The organism is Peribacillus sp. P4_D6 (assembly GCF_056401795.1).
Genome location: NZ_JBFUIQ010000074.1, coordinates 1 through 20461, shown reverse-complemented (window position 1 = coordinate 20461; position 20461 = coordinate 1). Strand labels below are relative to the sequence as shown.

Below are 20461 nucleotides of genomic sequence, written 5' to 3'. Positions count from 1 at the left end.
GGTATGATGGGTGCGATCATGTCATTTTGGAAAACGCGGAGATCGTTTATGAAAAAGACACGATTTTGTATGTCGGAAAAAATTATCCAGAAGAAGTGGACGAGGTAATGGATGCCGGTAATGCGATTATCAGTCCCGGGTTCATAGATTTAAATGCATTAGGGGACATTGACCATGATATTTTACATTTTGAAGCCGGTGCCGACAGACAGAAAAACCTTCTTTGGTCGGAGAATTTTATAAAAAGCGGACATCCCGAATTAATGACCAAGGAAGAAGAAGCGTTTAAATCACTATATGCTTATTCACAGCTCATACTGCATGGCGTGACGACGGCGATGCCCATTACTTCCATCTTTTATAAAAGCTGGGCTGAAACCTATGATGAATTGGCAGCTGCCGCAGAACATGCCGCTGGCTTGGGATTAAGGATTTACCTTGGCCCGAGTTTCCAATCAGGAATGAGAGCCGTCCAGCCTGACGGGAGAATCAAACTGCATTGGGATGAAAAAGCCGGTGAAGCGGGGTTACGGAAAGCGGTCGAGTTTGTGGAAAAATTCGATGGAGCCCATGAAGGCATGGTCAGGGGGATGCTTGCTCCAGAACGGATTGAGTCCCAAACGGCCGATCAATTAAAACAGATTAAATATTACAGCGAAAAATTGAATGTACCCATAAAGCTTCATGCTGCACAAGGAAGCTTTGAATTCAGCACCATCTGGGAAGCCCATCATGTTACACCGATCAGATATTTGTATGACCTTGGCTTTCTCGGTCCAAGAACAGGGATCCCGCACGCCCACTTTATTTCAGGATACAGCAAAGCGAAATATGGCCAGGGTGATGACTTGGCGCTGCTTGCGGAAACGAATACAACGGTGATCCATTGCCCGCTGATCATCGGGAGGCATGGGGAGGCGTTAGAGTCTTTTGCCAAATATAAACGGGCTGGGATCAATATAGCCCTTGGAACGGACACATTCCCTCCTGATATGTTCCAGAACGTCAGGACAGGCAGCATGCTCTCACGGCTGGCGGCAGGAGAAACGGAAGGCTCTGTCTATGCCGATTTCTTCCGGTCAGCCACACTTGATGCGGCCGCTTTTCTTGGCAGGAACGATCTAGGACGCATCGCCGCGGGGGCCAAGGCGGATATCATCGCGATTGACCTGGACGGTTTCCATATGGGGGTAATCGATGATCCGATTCGAACCATGTTCGCAAGCGGATCCGGGAGGGACGTTAAATTATCGATCATCAATGGAAAGGTGGTCATGAAGGATCAATTAATCCCCGACCTTGATTTAACGGAAATCAAATATAAGGGGCAGCTATATTTCAATAAGATGAGAAGAGGCTATATGGAAAGGGACTATCAGGAACTTCCCGAGAATGAATTGTTTAAGCCATCATTCAAGGTCGTTGAATCGGTAAGCGCTACAGAAGCCATTTGTGAAAACAAGTAAAGAAAATGAAAAACATAGTAAAGATATTCGAAAAAATAGTCAGAATATTTCCTATAATTAGATAAATGTTCAAAAAATGAAATTGGGAGGTAGAAGACCATGGGGGTAAAACGTGGGGCAGGAAAGCTTTTTCTAGTCATGATCATGGCTATCATCATTACAGGCTGTTCTTCTAACAATGACGTAAGCACAACAGCAAGTGATCCGAACAAAGCATCAAACGGAGGGGGTACATTGGTCATTGCCCGCCTATCCGACGCTGAGAATTTGGATCAGCAGTTCATGTCCACGATTAACGCCGCTAGCGTCACTCACCATAAAATCTATGAAGGTCTTGTACAGCGGGATGAGAATAGTGAGATACAGCCAATGCTAGCAGAAAAATGGAAGCAAATAAATGACACGACCTGGGAATTCAAGCTTAGGGAAGATGTAAAGTTCCATGATGGCACACCATTTAATGCAGATGCGGTAAAGAAGACGTTTGATCGACTATTGGATCCGGCGGTCGCTTCTCCCAGAGCGGTAGTATTCGATATGGTGAAAGAGGTGAAACCGGTTGATGAATTTACCGTGCAATTCATCCTGAAGGAGCCTTTCTCCCCTCTCCTTTCCATATTGGCGAATCACGAGGGCGGAATCATCAGTCCGAAAACGATTRAAAAGTATGGCAAAAAGATTATCCAGGAACCGAATGGAACCGGTCCTTTCGCTTTTGATTCATGGTCCCCAGGCCAGGAAATCACATTGACGAAAAACGACAGCTATTGGGGAGACGAGCCAAAAGTGGACAAGGTCATCTTCAAGGTCGTCCCGGAAGACTCCACGAGGATATCGATGATAGAAACTGGTGAAGCGCATATCGCCGAGCCGCTTCCTGTAGCGGTCATGGATCAGGTGGAATCATCACCGGCAATGGATGTTTACCGCAGTGAAGGGTATGGTACCGAATATTTAGGCTTTAATGTCAATAATGAACCGTTCAATGATGAAAGGGTCCGTAAAGCCATTGCCCATGCCATTGAGATGGACTCGATTATCAAGGGTGTCTTCAATAATGTGGGAGTAAAGGCGAACTCCTTGATGGGCTCTAAAGTATTCGGGTACAACGAAGATCTCGAAGCCTATGATTACAACTTAAAGGAAGCAAAGAAACTGATGGCCGAAGCTGGATATTCAAAAGGCTTGGATGCGACCATCCTGACAATGGACAGTAAAGAAAGAGTCAACTTGGCTGAGGTCCTGCAATCCCAACTGAAAGGGATCGGGATTAATTTGAAAGTGCAGGTCATGGAGTACGGTTCATTCGTGGAACAAGTGAATAAAGGACAATCGGAAATGTTCATCATCAGTTGGAGAAACGCGACCGGGGATGCTGATTATAATCAATATAACCTTTTTCATACGGAATCACAGGGAGCGGCAGGTAACACATTCTTTTACAGCAATCAAAAGGTTGATCGTTTAATAGATGCCGCCAGGAAGGAAAAAGAAGAAGGGAAACGCAAAGAACTATACGCAGAGGCACAGGAAATCGAAATGGCTGACACCCCGTACATTCCTGTAAGGGTCATAGAAAATGTTGCTGCAGTAGCCAAAGAAGTAAAAGGATTTTCAATCAGCCCTTCAGGCTACCTGGAGATAAATGACGTAACGATCAAGTGAGCAGTGTGTAGAGGAAAGGTGTTAGGAGTCTGAAGAATGATTCTTTCTTGTAATCCTCATTGGAAGGGATTTGCGACACTCCTTCCGAATTACTGGCTAGCCGAGACCCCACAGGCGGAAAGCGAGTGCCCTACGTTTCAATCAACGTCTATAAAAGAAAGGGAGCGGATCTCTTCAATCAATTGAACTTTTTAAAAAACTGCAGGCAAACTGAGTTTTCATCGAGTTGTCTTCAGTCTGAAAGGGTTCATCCATTAGGGTGAGCCTTTTTCTTTGGCACAATAAGTAAAAATAACATAAAAACGAGTAAAAATACTGAAATTATTTGTTGATCTTTAAAACTATAATGAAAGTGATGCATAGTCAATCTGGAATGAAAGGGTGAGTGTAATGTCTCAATCGTATTGGTTAACGAATGTCCGCTTGGAAAATGGTTTTATTTATAATGAAAATGAAACGATCACCGGAACTGAAACCGGCAATTACCACATCAAGATTGAAAGTGGGAAAATTTCTTCCATTTTATCGGCGAAGGAATCGATAACGGATCAGGATCCGCAGCATGATGTTCACGGTCTCCTGATGGTTCCCTCGTTTAAGGAAATGCATATCCACATTGATAAAACGTACTATGGCGGTCCGTGGAAGGCTTGCATGCCTGCCATTAATGGCGTGAAAACCCGGATAGAGGAAGAGCAGGTCTTGCTGCCCGAATTATTGCCTACCGCTAAAGTAAGAGCAGAGAAAATGCTCGATTTATTATTGAACTTCGGATCTACCCATATACGCACACATTGCAACATCGACCCCGTCATCGGACTGAAGAACTTGGAAGCGACCATTCAGGCACTGGAAGGCTATAAGGATAAATTGACATATGAAATCGTCGCATTCCCACAGCATGGACTTTTACGCAGCGATTCCGTTCGGTTAATAAGGGAGGCCATGAAGAATGGGGCGAATCTGGTAGGAGGTGTGGACCCCGCCACCATTGATGAAAACATAGAGCGGTCACTTGAAACGATCATGGATATCGCGGTTGAATCCAATTCCGATATCGATGTCCATTTACATGATCCGGATCACCTTGGTCTCTTCACCATGCAGCGACTTGCTTCAATGACGGAAGACGCAGGCTGGCAAGGAAGGGTCACGGTTAGCCACGCCAGCGGGTTGGCAGATCTTTCAGTCCCGGAGGCTACGGGCATAGCCGAAAGGTTTTCGGAAACAGGAATATCGATTACATCCACAGTGCCCATCTTCAGAACGATCCCCATCCCCCTGCTTCATGAAAAAGGGGTGAAAGTGGAATTGGGTAATGACAGCATCACTGATCATTGGACACCATTTGGGATCGGGGACAATCTGGAAAAGGCCGGTCGCCTTGCAGAGAGGTTTCGCATGATTGATGAACGTTCCTTAGCGAAAAGCCTGCAATTCATAACAGGAGGGAAGACCCCATTAAACCAAGACGGGGTCAAGGCATGGCCTAATGTCGGGGATGAGGCGAATATCGTTTTGCTTGAAGCCAGCTGTTCAGCGGAAGCGGTGGCTAGAAGGGCGAAGCGTGCTGCTGTCATCTTCAKGGGCAATGTTGTTAGCGGATCCATTTCATCTTTTGAGACGACAGGTGTTTAATCTTTTAATAAAGAGAGTGATTGGATGAATGAAGCATACTGGCTTACAAACGTTACGCTTGATAGTGGATTTGTTTTTGAGAATGAACGAATTGATCGGACGAAAACAGGTACATACAACATGTATATAAAAAATGGGATCATAGAGGACATGCAATTGGCTTCAACTATGCCTTTGAAAACGGATGGTCCTGTTCACGACGCGAGAAAGCTGCTTGCACTTCCTCCTTTTAAAGAGATGCATAACCATCTCGACAAGACGTATTTAGGACTGCCATGGAAATCATGCACTCCGGTTCCGAACTTAATCGAACGCTTAAAATTAGAAGCAAAAGAGCTTGCAGAACTGGCTGAAACTGGACAGCTCCGGGCTGAACGGATGCTTCAACTATTGTTAAGCGGCGGGGCAACGCATGTAAGGACGCATGTAAATATCGATCCATACATTGGTATGAAGAACTTGGAAGAGATTCAACGTGCCCTATATCGTTTCAAAGGGAAAATGACATACGAGATCGTGGCTTTCCCGCAGCACGGACTGCTAAGAACGAATTCAAAAGGGTTGATGAGACAAGCCATGAAAGAAGGGGCGTCCTTGGTGGGCGGCCTGGATCCTGGCGGGGTGGATAATAATATAGAAGCTTCCCTGTATGAAATGGTCGATTTGGCTGTTGAATTTGATGCAGATATTGATATTCATATACATGATCCCGGTCACCTTGGTTTATATACGATCAAGAAACTGGCTTCTTTGATCGATGAAGCAGGATGGAAAAACAGAGCGGCCATCAGTCATGCTTTTGCACTTGGTGATGTTTCAATAGGAGAATCGAATGAACTGGCCAGTGAATTATCAAACCTGGGGATAGCGATCATGTCTACGGTTCCGATCAACCGGGTCATGCCCCCGATTGATTCACTGCATGAGAAAGGTGTCCATGTTGCTCTCGGTTGCGATGGCTTTTACGACTCCTGGTCCCCATTCGGTACTGGCGATATGCTGGAAAAGGCAGGCCGATTGGCTGAGAGGTACAACTGGAAGGACGAGTATGCATTGTCTCAATCGCTCCAATTCATTACGGGCGGAGTCAAGACATTGGACGATGAAGGAAATCGTTTATGGCCGAAAGTGGGAAATGACGCAACTATGGTTTTGGTGGATGCATCATGTGCTGCCGAAGCAGTTGCCAGGAGATCGACGCGGGCTGCGGTCATGGTCGATGGAAACCTGGTATACGGCGGACTTGATCGCGAATTTGCCTTGAAGTCGAATTGAAGATATGGTTCAAGAAGGGAGAAGATCATGAATAGAATCTATTGGTTAAAGAATGTTCGTTTGGAATGTGGTTATCGGAAAGAGAATGAAAGAGTTACAGGAACGATCACCGGGTTATTTCATCTGTTGATGGAGGATGGCAGGATCACGAAGATAGTCAAAGATGGGGAAGCCGTACGTGATGATTTACCAGTGGAAGATGCAAAAGGATTGCTGGCGCTTCCATCCTTCATTGAAAAGCATGTCCATCTTGATAAGACGCTGATGGGGGATGTTTGGAGAGCGTGCACTCCTTCTTCAAGTGTCATTGAACGCTTTGAAAATGAGAAGAGGGTTCTGCCTTCCATTGCAACAAGTACATGTAAACGTGCAGAATCTTTACTGGAAATCCTGTTAGCTTCCGGATCTGCACATATTCGGACTCACGTTGATATCTATCCGGAAGCGGGCTTGCAAAACTTAGAGCAAGTTCAGCAGGCGCTTGCTGGCTATTCCAATCGACTCAGTTCAGAAATCGTCGCATTTGCGCAGCACGGTTTGCTGCGGTCCGGCTCTGTCAAACTTGTCAGGGAGGCATTGCGAAACGGAGCAGGAATCGTCGGGGCGGTGGATCCGGCCACAGTCGATAACAATATTGAAGCATCGCTCGTGCAATTGATGGATTTAGCAGTGGAAGCTAATGCTGATGTGGACTTGCATTTACATGATCCCGGCCATCTGGGCACGTTCACCATGAAACGTTTGGCAGCTCTGGCCAAGCAAGCGGGCTGGGAAGGAAGGGTGGCATTAAGCCATGCGTTCGGCATCGGGGACGTTTCCAGGGAAGAAGCCTATGAACTGGCTGACATTCTTAGGGAGGCGGGGATTTCCATCGTCACCAGTGTCCCGATCAACAGGCAGATGCCCCCTGTTGATTTATTACATGAAAGAGGGGTTGAAGTATCAGTAGGAAATGATAATATCTTTGATGTATGGTCACCTCTTGGGAATGGTGACATTTTGGAGAGGGCAGGAAGGCTCGCAGAACGTTTCAAATGGATTGATGAAGTCTCGCTTTCCCGGACACTCGGATATATAACTGGCGGAAAAACCCCATTGGATGATAAGGGTAACCAGGCATGGCCGAAAGTTGGGGATGCCGGAAGTCTGGTGTTAATTGACGCAAGCTGTTCTGCAGAGGCAGTTGCCAGACGTTCGGAACGTAAAGCGGTCATTTACAAGGGGAACTTGGTTTCCGGTTCACTATATAAACAAAAGCAGTCCATTGAACGGTAGACTGAACCAAAAAAAGGATTTCTGGATATTTCCGGATTTCCTTTTTCGTTTTTGGCGGCTTCCGTGTACTTTTATTTACATATGTTATATGCTGTGGAAGTGATTTTTTTTGGCTATATGAATTAGCCCCCCAGTCTTTATCATTATTATATTTTAAAACGCTCTGCTTGCCTGCCTTGCATCCTTTATCCAAGCAAACAAATTAGCGGGGAGCCGCAGTCTTTGTTACTATTAATGGGAACGTTATCATTTCTCATGCATCTGCAAAGGTCATATGACATAAGTCATGTGTCCAGCAATGCAGCAGCGGACCATCCGGGACCGCGTCTATTAACATGGTGCTGTCCTTTCGCCATTTTCAAGGGAAGGACAAGTGAAATTCACCATGAGTTTGAAAAGTATCATGTTCAAAGGAGATGGAATCTATGAAAAGTTGGAGATCTTCTGTGACTCTATTTTCTTCTTTTCAATGGTTGTTTTTTATTTTTGCAAATACGGTAGTTGTGCCCATATCGATTGGCGCAGCTTTTGATCTTCCCCCCAATGTTACGGAAATGACCATGAGAAGCTCGCTCATTTTCACGGGGATCGCTTGCGTGTTTCAGGGGTGGAAGGGGCATAAGTATCCACTTATGGAAGGTCACTCCGGTCTATTGTGGGGAGTAATGCTTAATTTAGGTTTATCTGCACCATCCATAGGTCTCGGTTATGCTGAGATAGGAGGGGGCATAGCTACTGGCCTCATTGCTGCGGGTGTCGTGACCCTCATTATTTCTGCCTTCAACCTGATATCTCATGTCCAGAAGATTTTCACTCCCATGGTCATGACGGTTTATTTATTCCTTTTGACGTTCCAGCTCATTTTTGTCTTCTTTAAGGGGATGCTGGGGATTACGGAGAATGGCGAAATCAACATCCCGGTCAGTTTCCTATCAGTGGGGATTGTACTTCTAGTCAGTATATTAAAAATAAAAGGACCAAGGAAAATAAGCAATTTCTCGATATTGATCGGGATTATAGTGGGATGGATTTTTTACGAGCTGCTATTTCCGGAGGCCGGGGGAGAAATGGGATCGRCGGGTGCCGCTTTTTCATTTTTCCCATTAGGTGCTCCAAACCTTCAATTCGGGATCATAGCGATTTCCTTTTTTGCAGGATTGCTGAATTTGTGCAACACGTTCGCTTCCATTCAGGCTGCATCGGAATTAATCGGTGATGAAGCTGAACACAAGCAGTATCGAAATTCTTTATTCATGACTGGCGGATTTACCATTTTCGCTCCGCTGCTTGGCCTTGTTCCGTATACACCTTTTACTTCATCGATTGGATTTTTGCAGAGTACCCAAATCTATGAGCGGAAGCCCTTCTTGCTTGGAGGCATGTTATTGACCATAATCGGGCTCATTCCGCCTTTCATCTCTTTCCTGGCCACGATGCCGATAACAGTCGGGAATGCAGTATTGTTCGTTGCGTACCTTCAGCTGTTCGGTACGGCTTTCAACAGCGTCAAGGGTCAGAATTTCACTTCAGACACGATATTCAGGCTTGCCGTACCAGTATTGATTGGCGTGAGTTTGATGAATGTCCTGCCTACTGCATTTTCGAACCTGCCCGCGTTATTACAGCCCTTTTTGACGAATGGGCTCATAATGGGAGTATTGATATCAATCGTGCTGGAAAAATCGGTCAACTGGACTCGTTATGAACAACTGCATAACTAATGGGACTTTGATTGAAAAGGCTATACATAAAGGGAAACGACAATGCTAATTGAAGAGGCGATCATGAAAACCGGAAGGGTATTCCCCTTCCGGTTTTCTGTTTTTTCATGGGTCTTTTAATGGGAAATGGGCGTTGTAATCAGTAGCAATACCCAATCCCCTTACATATTTTGTTGGAGGGAGTATTTGATGTGCTGTTCATTCCCTGACCATTTCGTTTCGAGTTCCTGTTTTAAGATTTGCCTTATTAATTAATAAACGGAGGTTATATAAGATGTATGAATTTCAAAATCAATTGCAAAATCTGAATGTCGATGATTTCCAGGTGACTCAGCCAGTTCCTTGGGAGCAAAACCAGTATAGTTTGGATGATTCGTCTCGACAATTCATTGGTGTGGGCGGCTTTGGTTGTTTTGGCTGTTTCTTATGTTTTGGCTGCTTTGGTTGCGGCGGTCGCTGTGGTGGGTGCGGACGCTGTGGTGGATGCGGACGCTGCGGCGGATGCGGCGGTCGTTGCGGACGTTGCGGACGTTGCGGCGGTTAAGGTTTCAGGTCTTCTAAAGAAAAGTCCCTGCGGTGCAGCAGGGACTTTTCTTTATGGCATTAGACATAAGAGACAAATTGTCGTACATAGGATGATAGTGAATTGATGAAGCAGAACTTAGAATGCTTCGGGTTAGGAGGAGCGGAATGGTGAATTTGACCCCTTCTATGCGTTTGAAAGTGAAAAGGGATACTTTTTTTCTTCCGGAACCAAACAGAGGAGTGTATTTCAGGAATAACATAAGTTCGTTCCGTATGGAGGGCAGCTCGATCGTCCAGTGGATTGAAAAGTTATTGCCGATGTTCAACGGGAACCATACATTAAGCGAGTTGACGGATGGATTGCCTGACCCATACCGGAACAGGGTGATGGAAATTGCCGAGGTTCTGTACGGTAATGGGTTTGTTCGGGATGTAAGTCAGGACAGTCCCCATCAATTAAGGAATCAAGTTCTTGAAAGGTATGCTTCGCAAATCGAGTTCCTGGAAGGCTGCGGCGATTCTGGGGCTTACCGTTTTGAAACTTATCGAAAGAAAAAGGTGTTGGCTATAGGATCTGGCCCCTTGTTCCTTTCATTGGTGTCCTCGCTGATTGAATCCGGATTGCCTGCTTTCCAAATCCTCATTACGGACACGGTACCGACCAATAGAAAAAGATTGAACGAGATCGTGGCACATGCGCGTAAGACAGACGACGAGGTTGCCATAGAGGAGGTCATGCTTGAAAAGGGAACAGAGATTGAATGGCGGGAGATCGTGCGGCCTTTTGACTCGATCTTATATGTGTCACAGGAGGGTGATATAGAGGAATTAAGAGAACTGCATTCGGTTTGCAGGCAAGGGGAAAAGATCCTGTTTCCTGCGTTGATCATCAATCAAGTAGGCATGGCTGGACCGCTCGTCCATCCGGATTCCAAGGGGTGCTGGGAGTCAGCGTGGCATCGTTTACATCAAGCTGAGCTGGAAAAGAATCAGGCATCATCTCCTTTTTCCGCCACAGCCGGAGCGATGTTAGCCAATATAATGGTATTCGAATGGTTTAAAGACGCTGCAGGCGTTACGACTGCAGAACAAGCCAATCAATTTTATCTGTTGGATATGGATACATTGGAGGGAAAATGGCATCCGTTCATTCCCCACCCTGGCGTGACGGGTAAAGGGACTGCTGCATGGGTTGAAGATCTTGAACGGCGGCTTGAACAGAATTCGGACCCGGTTGAACCGGGGAAAGTATTTATGTATTTCAGCCGGTTGACATCCGCGGAATCCGGTATCTTTCATCGTTGGGATGAGGGGGATTTAAAACAGCTGCCGCTCGCTCAATGCCGCGTTCAGGTCGTGGATCCGCTATCGTCCGGTCCGGCCGGACTCCTGCCCGAAATCATCCGTTCAGATCTGACGCATGAGGAAGCGAGGAGGGAAACCGGTCTTGCAGGAGTTGAAGCATATGCATCCAGAACACTCAGCCAGCTCGTTGCGACTCTTCCTCCGCTTCAGGAAGCAGATGAAATAAAGGAATCGATCGGTGTTGGAGCAGGGGAAACTTTTGCTGAATGTGTCTGCCGTGGACTGCAAAGCAGTTTGGATACAGAGTTTTTAAATGAGCGATTCAACCAAGAGAAACTTGTGACGGTGCAATTGGCTCAAGTGGAAGATGAGCGCTGCAGGTATTATCTACAAGCGTTGACCCGGCTGCAGGGAGATCCGATCATCGCCTTGGGTGAGGGAGTGTCAGGCTTCCCGGTAGTTTGGGCAGGAACGAGCGATGGCTGGTCCGGCGCTGTCGGTTTGAATGTAACGATCGCATTACGGAACGCATTGCAAAAGGCCGTCATGAAAGTCCAAAACCAGACCGTTTGCTTAACAGCTCCAGGTTTAGTGGTATCACCTGTTCTTGAAGAAGAAAAGGTGGATCTTGTGATTCCTTCATGCGGGGTGAAAGGGAATTCCGAACTGGTACAGTCCGCCATTCAAGTTTTGAAGAAGAACAGTAAGCGAATTCACGTTTTCGAAATGGATCTGGAACCTTTCTTGAAGGAAGAAATGGCAGGTGTGTTCGGGGTGTTTTTGCGAGAGGAGGAATCAGGGTGAAAACTGACGTATTGGTTGTCGGGGAAGGAGTGTTGGCCGACCATGTTCATGGGGACCTGTCCGGCCAATATCAGGTGAATCGCCAAACCGATTTCGAGGCAGGAATCCCGCAAACCACGGCGATGGTCCTTCTGTTGCAAGATGCTTGGAATCCCGCTGTGCATGTAAAGGCGGAAGAGGTGATAAGGCAAGCGGGCATTCCATGGCTGCGGGGGTTCGTATCATTTGGAGAGGGAGTGGTAGGGCCGTTGGTGCACCCTGGTGTTCCTGGCTGCTCACAGTGTGCGGACCAAAGGCATCTCATGGCCGGGCGTGATCGAAAAGAAATGTGGGGAATCCGCCAGCAGCTGGAGGAAAATGGGGGGATGGAGCGTGATCCGGCGGCATCCCGCACTGGCCTTTTACAGATGGCCCACTTGATTTGTGCAGAGGTAAGGAAGGTGATGAAAGGAGAGAGCGCCCGTTCGGAAGGGCATGTATCTTTAATCAGCCTGAAAACGCTGAATGGTTCTTGGCATTCCTTTTTACCAGATCCATTGTGTCCGGTTTGCTCAACATTACCTGATGACTCGAAAGAGCGTGCAAGAATTTCGTTGCAGCCAAGTCCGAAAATCAGTCCCGACAGTTACCGAACCCGTTCAATGGATGAGCTGAATGAAGTGCTGGCCAAGGATTACTTGGACCACCGCACAGGATTCCTGAATAATAAAATGATAGACCTTGTGCCGCCATTTGCCGATGTAAGTGTTAATTTGCCTTTATTCATAGGCGATGAGGGGGCGGCTGGCCGGACTCTCTCATATGCGGTCAGTGAGATGACGGCCATATTGGAGGGATTGGAAAGGTATTGCGGAATGGAGCCCCGAGGTAAACGGACAGTCATACATGACAGCTACAACAACCTTAAAGATTCTGCGCTCGACCCCACCAGGATCGGGGTGCACTCGAAGGAAAATTACGCACAGCATGATTTCCCGTTTCAACCGTTTAATCCCGACCGCTCGATAGATTGGGTATGGGGCCACTCATTCTTGCAAGAGAGACCGATCTTGGTCCCGGAATTGCTTTCCTATTACAGCTTGGGCTGCGGTCATGGATTTGTCTATGAAACTTCCAATGGCTGTGCTTTAGGGGGAAGTTTGGAGGAGGCCATTTTCTACGGCATCATGGAAGTGGTCGAACGTGATTCGTTCCTTCTGACCTGGTATGCGCAGCTGCCACTCACACGCCTTGACCCTTATTCTGCAAATGACAAAGAACTCGAGCTGATGATTGACAGGGCGAGGGCGGCAGCGGGATATGACATCCATTTGTTTAATGCGACAATGGAACATGGTATACCGAGCGTATGGGCGCTGGCGAAAAACAGGAAACAAAAAGGATTGAATATCATCTGTGCGGCAGGGGCCCATCTCGACCCGGTCCGGGCTGTGAAAAGCGCGGTCTTCGAGTTGGCCGGCATGATGCTGACACTTGACGATAAATTGGAAGAGAACCGGGATGAGGTTGAGAAAATGCTGCAGGATTCCTCACTGGTACGGAAAATGGATGATCATGGCATGCTGTACGGTTTACCGCAAGCCGAAGAGCGACTGCAGTTTCTGCTGGATGATGACCGCCCGATGAGAACTTTCGCTGAAGAATATGGGGAAAAGGTGAACCATCCGGATTTGACGGAAGATTTGCAGGAAATCCTTCAGCAGTTTCGCCGATTGCAACTCGAGGTGATTGTGGTGGATCAGACGACACCGGAGATTGCACGGAATGGATTACATTGCGTGAAAGTCCTGATCCCGGGGATGCTGCCGATGACATTCGGCCATCATCTTACCCGCATAACGGGGCTTGAGAGAATACTGAGGGTTCCGATGGAACTTGGATATGCTGAACGGCCGCTTGATTTCGAACAGCTCAATCCGCATCCGCATCCTTTTCCATAAGCGGTGACGTAGGAGGTTGGAGGATGAGTCTAGAGGAATTTTTGCACAATTTACATTTTGATATCGAAAAGGCAAGTCCGCCGGATTGGGAAGTGGATTGGGATGATGCACCGCTAACGTATAAGCTTTACCGTGACTTGCCTGTTTTTCCGCTATCACTGGAGGTGCCGCTGACGCTCGAGGGGGAAAGCGGGCCTTCAAAGCAGGGCCTCGAGGGAATCGGTCATTTCCTCTGGTATGCCTATGGCCTGACCCAAGTCAGTCAGGTACCGAGATCCTCGGAATCTGAGGACCTCATGCAGTCATTCCGGCGCTTTCCGCCATCTGGGGGAGCTTTGTATCCAAGCGAATTGTACGTATACTTGAAGATCGAGGGATTACCTGCTGGCGTATACCATTATGATGCAGCACACCACCGGCTGGTTTTGCTGCGGGAAGGGAATTTCGATTCATATGTAACAAAGGCTCTTGGTGGAACCATTGATATGTCCGCTTGCTTTGGCACGGTTTTCGTATCGACGATGTTTTGGAAAAACTTCTACAAATATAATAACTTTTCATACCGTCTGCAAGGTCTTGATGCAGGGGTGCTTCTTGGACAGTTGCTCGAAGTGGCGAAACGCTTTGGAATCGCTGCGGGGGTGTGCTTCCAATTCCTTGATCGGGCCATCAATCATCTGCTCGGGCTTTCGGAGGACGAAGAGAGCACGTATGCGGCGATCCCCTTATCATCAGAGCCTTCTTGGAGATTTAGGGAAGAAAGGAGTATGGACCGACCTGTCACTTCGACGGAATTATTGCTGGAATTAAAGGGAATTCAGCCTGAGCACTATGTTCGGTCCCAAAGGATCAGGGAATTTCCGATGCTGACTAAAATGAATGAAGCATCCATGATCGAATTCACCCAATCATTCCGGCGGATCCATCCAAAGAATGGGACGGAATCAGAAGGGGAAATTGTAGCCCTTCCTATCGTGAAGCGGTTGTCCTATGACTTGGCATCAGTTTGCCGGAAGCGATTTTCACCTGAAATGGACTTTGTACTCGGGAAAGTCAGTCAATCGCAACTGGCCGCTCTCCTGCAGGAGGCAACCGCTTCGTTCTCCTATCGAAATGACTTGGATGGAACAAACGGGAACAACGGAAATCGCGTTTCCCTCTATGCTTGTTTATATAATGTGGAAGACATACAAGATGGTGCCTACCATTATGACAGCACCACACATTCATTACGGCAAATACAACCAGGAGATCATCGGCTCCTATTGCAATACGGAATGTCCCTCGATATCATGAATTTTCAGCAAGTGCCGATCTGCATACATGTAGTTGGTGAGCGGGACCATTCCAAAACGCAACTTGGATATAGAGGATACCGCATCCAGCAAATGGAGGCGGGGATGCTCGTTCAGAAATTACTGCTGGCATCGTCAGCCCTTGGAATGAATGGGCACCCGCTGCTCGGCTTTGATGTGAATATGTGTGATGAACTTTATAAGATAGACGGCCCGCAAAGGAAAACGAGCCTGATTCAAATCCCGATCGGACACTATCTGAATCGCCCTTGGCTGAAGGGGAGTCTGCATAGTTGAAGAAGATGAAACGAAAACCTCCATTTCATTTAAGGAATGGAGGCCTTCATTTTTATATTGCAGTGTGGCGAGTGCAATAATCGCTGCTGAAGATTATACTGAATGAATAAGTAGATAAAGTATTAATGCATTACGCTTTTAACTAAACATTTTAAAGGATGTAGCTTATGGAATGGAAAACGGACAGAAAATCCAAGAAGCCTTTATATAAACAAATAGCCGCTTACATCGAGAGTGGCATAGCTGATGGAACGTTCCTATTGGATAAGCCGTTACCGTCTGAACGCTTCCTGGCAAGTGAACTGGGAGTTAACAGAAGCACAGTTGTTGCGGCTTATGATGAATTGGAAGCAAATGGGCTGGTTGAACGAAAAAAAGGAAGCGGAACGATGATCAGCAAAGATATTTGGGGAATTACCCGAAAACGTATCCCTAGCTGGAATAGATATATCGAAGCGGGTTCTTTTTTGCCCAATATGCCAGTAACCCAAAAAATACGTAAAGAAACGGAAGGGCATAACCTTATTAACTTAGCTAGCGGGGAGCTTTCAGAAGACTTATTTCCAGTCCAATCCTTACGTGAGATCATTTCCAATCGATCCTTCATTGGTAGCTTAGGTTATGATCACCCTCAAGGCAATGCGGTTTTAAGGGGAACGATAGCCAATCATGTTAAACAGTATAGGAGAATTGACTCGGATCCATCTTCTATACTCATTACTTCTGGTGCACAGCAAGCCCTGCATCTGGTGGTCCAATGCTTGTTAAAGCCAGGGGATGCCGTTGTATTGGAAGATCCATCATATGGTTACAACCTTCCCATCTTTCAATCCGCGGGGCTAAGAACCTTTCCTTTGCCGGTTGATAAAGATGGCATCAACCCAGAGGATTTACTGGAACTCCATAAAAAACATCGGATCAGGATGATTTTTTTGAACCCTATATTTCAAAACCCTACAGGAACTGTCCTTCATATCAACCGCCGTAAAAGGATTCTTGAGCTTTCATCCGAATATGGAATACCGGTCATAGAAGACGATCCTTATAGTTTAATGTCCTTTGCCGGAGAAGAAATTTCCACTCTTAAATCGATGGACAACAACGGAAATGTTTTATACATAAGCTCTTTGTCAAAAATTGTTGCTTCCGGTTTAAGAATTGGGTGGATCATTGGACCGAAATCAGTCATAGATAGACTATCGGATGCTAAGCAGCAGGTTGACTTCGGTCATGGCTCATTCACTCAATGGATAGCGAATGATTTTTTGGATTCAGAATATTTTCCTGCCCATCTTGCCGGCTTAAGGAGGCAACTGGAAAAAAGAAGGGATGCAATGGTTTCGAGTCTTCAACAATTCCTGCAAAAGGAAGTAGATTATCATTCGCCAAATGGCGGAATTCATTTGTGGTGTAAGCTGAAAGTGCCATTGAACGAAATAAAGTTACTGGAGGAATCCATCAAAAGAGGAGTCATATATGTTCCGGGTTCAACGCTAGGTACAAATAAGGAATACGTACGCTTTACTTTTGGAAGGGAAAATGAGGATTCCATTCACGAAGGCATCAAAAGGTTTGCAGAGGCGGTAAAAAGTTTATAATCATATGCGATATTCATGAGAGAGAGTCATGATGATTTCCACTGTAGACAAACTTGATGAAAAATCAGTTTGCATGCAGTTTTTTTTATTAAAAAATTTCCGTTGATTTCAGAAATCCGCTCCCTTTCCGCCGACTGTCTGCCAAGCCTCCTCGACGCAAGCGTCTGTGGGGTCTCGGCTAGCCAGTWATTCGGCAGGAGTGTCGCAAATTTCTTCCATCCAATAAGTGTTACAGGAAAAAAACATGAAGGGTAAATCCTGAGATATTCCGAAATCTCCTTTTGTAAACAAACTCGAAGAAAATCAGTTTCATACGTTCTTATCTAAATAAATATCCAGYTGATTTCAGAAATCCGCTCCCTTTCCGCCGACTGTCTGCCAAGCCTCCTCGACGCAARCGYCTKTGGGGTCTCGRYMAGCCAGTAATTCGGCAGGAGTGTCGCAAATTTCTTCCATCCATTAAGGAKTACAAGAGAAAAAACATGAAGGATAAGCTAGCCTTAAAGAGTGTTTGGAATAAGACGAGCCAACAGTTTCTTCTTTTAAAACACAAAGTTGATTGGAACGGAAGGTACGAGACTCCTGCGGGAAAAGCGTGGCATGGGAGACCCCGCAGGCGCGCCGAGGAGGCTCCCGCCCGCCCGCGGAAAGCGAGTGCCTGGAGTGGAAATCAACGTTCCCATTTTACAAACCCACAAAAAAGCTGTCGGCAAACAATTATTATCTAGTTTGTGAACAAAAGGGTTCTATCTAAATAAAACAAAGTTGATTGGAACGGAAGGTACGAGACTCCTGCGGGAAAAGCGCGTCGAAGGGAGACCCCGCAGGCGAGCGCCGAGGGCGGACCGCCCGCGGAAAGCGAGTGCCTGGAGTGGAAATCAACAAGTGGATGGTGGAAATTTTACTGAATTGGATGGTCCTAAAAATGGTTGTTCTTTTATTATAGAGGGGAAGGGTTTTACTAATATATTTACTCAGTAAACACAAAGAGCGATCTACATGTAATTTTGCGATCTCTTCATGTAGTTACACTGCGAAATGCGATGAGAATCGGAATGATTTTAAATGGTTCAAGGAAATAGAAAATAATATTGGGAGGCGTTGATTCATGACGGTAAGTGTAATAGCAGTGGTGGTCATTTGTTTAGTTGCCCTGGTCGGCACCCTTTCATTAACGGGGAAAAGTGATAGTAATTATTCTGCAGCAACGAGAGGGAATTTGTTGAACCTTAGTTATATTTATATCGGTCTCGCCCTAATATTAACTGTGGGCATCATCTACTTCGTAATAAAATCGCCCTAAGATACCGTGAATGATTATATAATAGCCTATCAAAATGAATGGGAATGTGAATTTGTTCACAAATGTGACGGAAATATGAACGAAAAGAATCTGATCGATACCTGGAAACAATACCTTTGTAAGCTGAGTGAACAATCCTTTCGACATAATTATGGATGAAAAAAATATAGATGAATCATTAAATAATAGAGTAGCGGAGATGATCAAATATGACATGGCCTGTATTGATTTTGACAATTATCTTAAGTTTGCTTAAATTATTAGTTACGTGTCTTCCAACCGATGCCGTGAATTGGATTATGAGTAAATTTAAAATACATTCTGAAATTAGTGACGCGGATGCAATCGTGACCTTTGATGGAAAGCGTTTGGAAGGTGAAGATAAAGTTCAAGTGCTTCATTATTTTAACGAAGCTAAGTTTTTGAAAAAAAATCATATATTTCCCGGGAACGAGAAATTGTTTTTATATCCAGATAACAGCGGGACTCCCATTATAATGGATGTAAAAAGAGGAAAAAACGATGTTAGATTATATGTGTACATTTACAACGACCATGTGGACGTAGTCAAACAGTACAAGAATAAAGTAGTGGCGTATAGTCTTCTTTCCGAGAGCCTCCAAGAACGTTCCATGCCAGTAATAAGGAATTTAGTTTAAAAGGAATAAAAGTGAACTGCACCCCAATTGGAGATGCAGTTTTTTTATGAAGAATAACGACAAGGACTATTGCACAAGGTTCAGCTAAGCAAGCAAATTGATAACTTTCAGATGCCGAAAGTCAGTCGGTCTCAGTTAATACCTTTAAAGTCTTTTCCCTGATGCTTATCCGGTTTTTATAATCTTTAGCTACCAACTCTGTATATAATAAATCAAAAAGCAAAAGGAGCGGAAGCAATGGAGAGATGTTTTGTCCCATATGCATGCTGTTTTTGCTTGTGACCAATAGTGTTAGGTCGCCAAGCTGGGAGAGTGCGGAATTCTTATCTCCAGTAAAGACCAAGATGCATGCGCCTTGCTTCTTTGCGATTTTAACTGCAGAAATCACTTCTTTCGTCGTTCCGGAAATGGAAATGCCGATGACAACACTATTCTCGTTACTTAAAGCTGCATCCATCATGGACTGATGGGGGTCTGTAATGGCTTCGACAGTTAAGCCGATACGAAAGAACTTGGACTTGAACTCCTGGGCCGCTATACCAGAACTCCCTATTCCATATACATGAATCTTATTTGCCTTTGTAAGGAAAGAGACAGCTTTTTGGATATTGTCATATGTCGTTATATGAAAGGTATTATCAATGATACCTAAGTGATCTTGATACAGTTTAGCGAAATAATCCACCTGCTTGATGTTCTTCATGTTTTTCGGCGTATTTCGGAGATCGACGAACCTTTTTAACTCATGCCTGAACTCATTAAACCCAGAAAAGGCTAATTTCTGGCAGAAACGCGTAATGGTTGCAGGTGAAATATGAAGCTTTTTAGCTATTTGACTGATCGTTAACTGACTTACTTCTTCAGGGCGCTGCAGAATATAATGGGCCAATTCTTCCTCTGTTTTGGTGAACTTGTCCATGCTGCATTCTATGCCATATATGAGGTTTTCTGCTAGGTATTCCATTTGATCACCCATTTCGGATTTCTTATCTGTATTTATAGTTTAATGTATCCAGCAGGGACGTCAATAACCGGAGGAACGGAAACAGGAATATGAAAAAGAAAAGACCCAAACTGTTGTTGTTAGTCTGGGTCTTTTCATTACCATGTGCCATTTTCTATTCTTGGATGGCGTCCACGAATCTTTTGGTGATTTGCTGCGGCCTGGTAATGGCACCGCCCACCACTACTGCATGGACGTTCATTTCCAATACAGAGCGGGCGATTTCTGGTGTGATGACATTTCCTTCCGCGATCACTTTCGCTTTTTTCACTGCTTTTACTATTTGTTTGAGTACAGCATAGTCATCCTGATATATTTTCTCGCCGAGAGTTTCGTTCGTATAGCCGTATAAAGTGGGCGCCACAATATCGAATCCTAAATCGTCAGCGTATTTGGCTTCCTCAATGGTGGATACATCCGCCATTAGCAGGACATCCGGATATTTTGCTCTTATTTCACCATAAAACTGCTTTAACGTTTTACCGTCCGGCCTTACCCGGGCTGTAGCATCCGTCGCAATGATTTCCGCTTTGGTTTCCATCAATGCATCGATTTCGGTCATGGTGGGAGTGATATAGACATCGTTTTGTCCATACACCTGTTTAATGATCCCTATGACTGGAAGGTCCACATTTTTCTTGATTTCCATTATGTCAGCTACAGAGTTTGCGCGAATGCACTTCGCACCGCCT

General features: G+C 45.6%; 16 protein-coding genes. 14 read left to right on the top strand and 2 right to left on the bottom strand.

The features are described 5' to 3' along the window. The 14 genes from AC1DVB_RS18475 to AC1DVB_RS18410 all read left to right on the top strand — a co-directional run. The coding region (locus AC1DVB_RS18475) for a chlorohydrolase family protein (RefSeq protein WP_477590373.1) at positions 1-1466 on the top strand (1466 nt) is incomplete at its 5' end. A 99-nt stretch (positions 1467-1565) separates the two neighbouring features. Further along, the gene (locus AC1DVB_RS18470) at positions 1566-3131 is read left to right on the top strand and encodes a glutathione ABC transporter substrate-binding protein (RefSeq protein ID WP_477590371.1); all 1566 of its coding nucleotides are present in this window, start codon (positions 1566-1568) and stop codon (positions 3129-3131) included. 390 nt (positions 3132-3521) lie between these two features. Continuing rightward, the gene (locus AC1DVB_RS18465; protein WP_477590369.1) at positions 3522-4769 is read left to right on the top strand and encodes an amidohydrolase family protein; all 1248 of its coding nucleotides are present in this window, start codon (positions 3522-3524) and stop codon (positions 4767-4769) included. A 24-nt stretch (positions 4770-4793) separates the two neighbouring features. Next, on the top strand, positions 4794-6044 hold the full coding sequence (locus AC1DVB_RS18460; protein ID WP_477590367.1) for an amidohydrolase family protein: 1251 nt from the start codon (positions 4794-4796) through the stop codon (positions 6042-6044). Positions 6045-6071: 27 nt separating this feature from the next. Continuing rightward, on the top strand, positions 6072-7319 hold the full coding sequence (locus AC1DVB_RS18455) for an amidohydrolase (RefSeq protein ID WP_477590365.1): 1248 nt from the start codon (positions 6072-6074) through the stop codon (positions 7317-7319). Between the two features lie 222 nt (positions 7320-7541). Continuing rightward, positions 7542-7748: a hypothetical protein gene (locus tag AC1DVB_RS18450; RefSeq protein WP_141242715.1), complete on the top strand. Its 207-nt coding sequence runs from the start codon at positions 7542-7544 to the stop codon at positions 7746-7748. After that, positions 7745-9040 (top strand): uracil/xanthine transporter, encoded by a 1296-nt coding sequence (locus tag AC1DVB_RS18445; protein ID WP_477590363.1) that lies wholly within the window; start codon positions 7745-7747, stop codon positions 9038-9040. Before AC1DVB_RS18450 ends, AC1DVB_RS18445 begins: the two co-directional genes overlap by 4 nt. Before the next feature lie 392 nt (positions 9041-9432). Next, on the top strand, positions 9433-9690 hold the full coding sequence (locus AC1DVB_RS18440) for a hypothetical protein (protein ID WP_454861749.1): 258 nt from the start codon (positions 9433-9435) through the stop codon (positions 9688-9690). Between the two features lie 40 nt (positions 9691-9730). After that, positions 9731-11674, top strand: coding sequence for a putative thiazole-containing bacteriocin maturation protein (locus tag AC1DVB_RS18435; protein WP_477590361.1), 1944 nt, complete (start codon positions 9731-9733; stop codon positions 11672-11674). After that, positions 11671-13614 (top strand): TOMM precursor leader peptide-binding protein, encoded by a 1944-nt coding sequence (locus tag AC1DVB_RS18430; protein ID WP_477590359.1) that lies wholly within the window; start codon positions 11671-11673, stop codon positions 13612-13614. The genes AC1DVB_RS18435 and AC1DVB_RS18430 overlap by 4 nt, the downstream gene beginning before the upstream one ends. A gap of 23 nt (positions 13615-13637) precedes the next feature. Further along, positions 13638-15206 carry a SagB family peptide dehydrogenase gene (locus AC1DVB_RS18425; RefSeq protein ID WP_477590357.1) on the top strand — a complete coding sequence of 523 codons (1569 nt, stop codon included), beginning with the start codon at positions 13638-13640 and terminating at the stop codon, positions 15204-15206. Between the two features lie 167 nt (positions 15207-15373). Then, complete coding sequence (gene pdxR / locus AC1DVB_RS18420; protein ID WP_477590355.1) at positions 15374-16804, top strand: MocR-like pyridoxine biosynthesis transcription factor PdxR; 1431 nt, start codon at positions 15374-15376, stop codon at positions 16802-16804. A 1108-nt stretch (positions 16805-17912) separates the two neighbouring features. Next, positions 17913-18107 carry a hypothetical protein gene (locus tag AC1DVB_RS18415; RefSeq protein ID WP_477590353.1) on the top strand — a complete coding sequence of 65 codons (195 nt, stop codon included), beginning with the start codon at positions 17913-17915 and terminating at the stop codon, positions 18105-18107. Between the two features lie 209 nt (positions 18108-18316). Then, positions 18317-18766: a YfmQ family protein gene (locus tag AC1DVB_RS18410; RefSeq protein WP_106026265.1), complete on the top strand. Its 450-nt coding sequence runs from the start codon at positions 18317-18319 to the stop codon at positions 18764-18766. Positions 18767-18887: 121 nt separating this feature from the next. Here AC1DVB_RS18410 and AC1DVB_RS18405 read toward each other — a convergent pair whose 3' ends face one another. Together AC1DVB_RS18405 and AC1DVB_RS18400 are read right to left on the bottom strand one after the other, a co-directional pair. After that, positions 18888-19730: a MurR/RpiR family transcriptional regulator gene (locus tag AC1DVB_RS18405; protein WP_057278473.1), complete on the bottom strand. Its 843-nt coding sequence runs from the start codon at positions 19728-19730 to the stop codon at positions 18888-18890. Positions 19731-19884: 154 nt separating this feature from the next. Continuing rightward, a partial coding sequence (locus AC1DVB_RS18400; RefSeq protein ID WP_477590350.1) for an N-acetylmannosamine-6-phosphate 2-epimerase occupies positions 19885-20461 on the bottom strand: 577 nt, incomplete at its 5' end.

What these genes read in the sequence shown, in the direction of transcription:
- AC1DVB_RS18460 (WP_477590367.1), top strand. Translation starts at nt 4,794, where the DNA reads ATGAATGAAGCATACTGGCTTACAAACGTTACGCTTGATAGTGGATTT.
- AC1DVB_RS18455 (WP_477590365.1), top strand. Translation starts at nt 6,072, where the DNA reads ATGAATAGAATCTATTGGTTAAAGAATGTTCGTTTGGAATGTGGTTAT.
- AC1DVB_RS18435 (WP_477590361.1), top strand. Translation starts at nt 9,731, where the DNA reads ATGGTGAATTTGACCCCTTCTATGCGTTTGAAAGTGAAAAGGGATACT.
- AC1DVB_RS18425 (WP_477590357.1), top strand. Translation starts at nt 13,638, where the DNA reads ATGAGTCTAGAGGAATTTTTGCACAATTTACATTTTGATATCGAAAAG.
- pdxR (WP_477590355.1), top strand. Translation starts at nt 15,374, where the DNA reads ATGGAATGGAAAACGGACAGAAAATCCAAGAAGCCTTTATATAAACAA.
- AC1DVB_RS18415 (WP_477590353.1), top strand. Translation starts at nt 17,913, where the DNA reads ATGACGGTAAGTGTAATAGCAGTGGTGGTCATTTGTTTAGTTGCCCTG.
- AC1DVB_RS18410 (WP_106026265.1), top strand. Translation starts at nt 18,317, where the DNA reads ATGACATGGCCTGTATTGATTTTGACAATTATCTTAAGTTTGCTTAAA.
- AC1DVB_RS18405 (WP_057278473.1), bottom strand. Translation starts at nt 19,730, where the DNA reads ATGGAATACCTAGCAGAAAACCTCATATATGGCATAGAATGCAGCATG.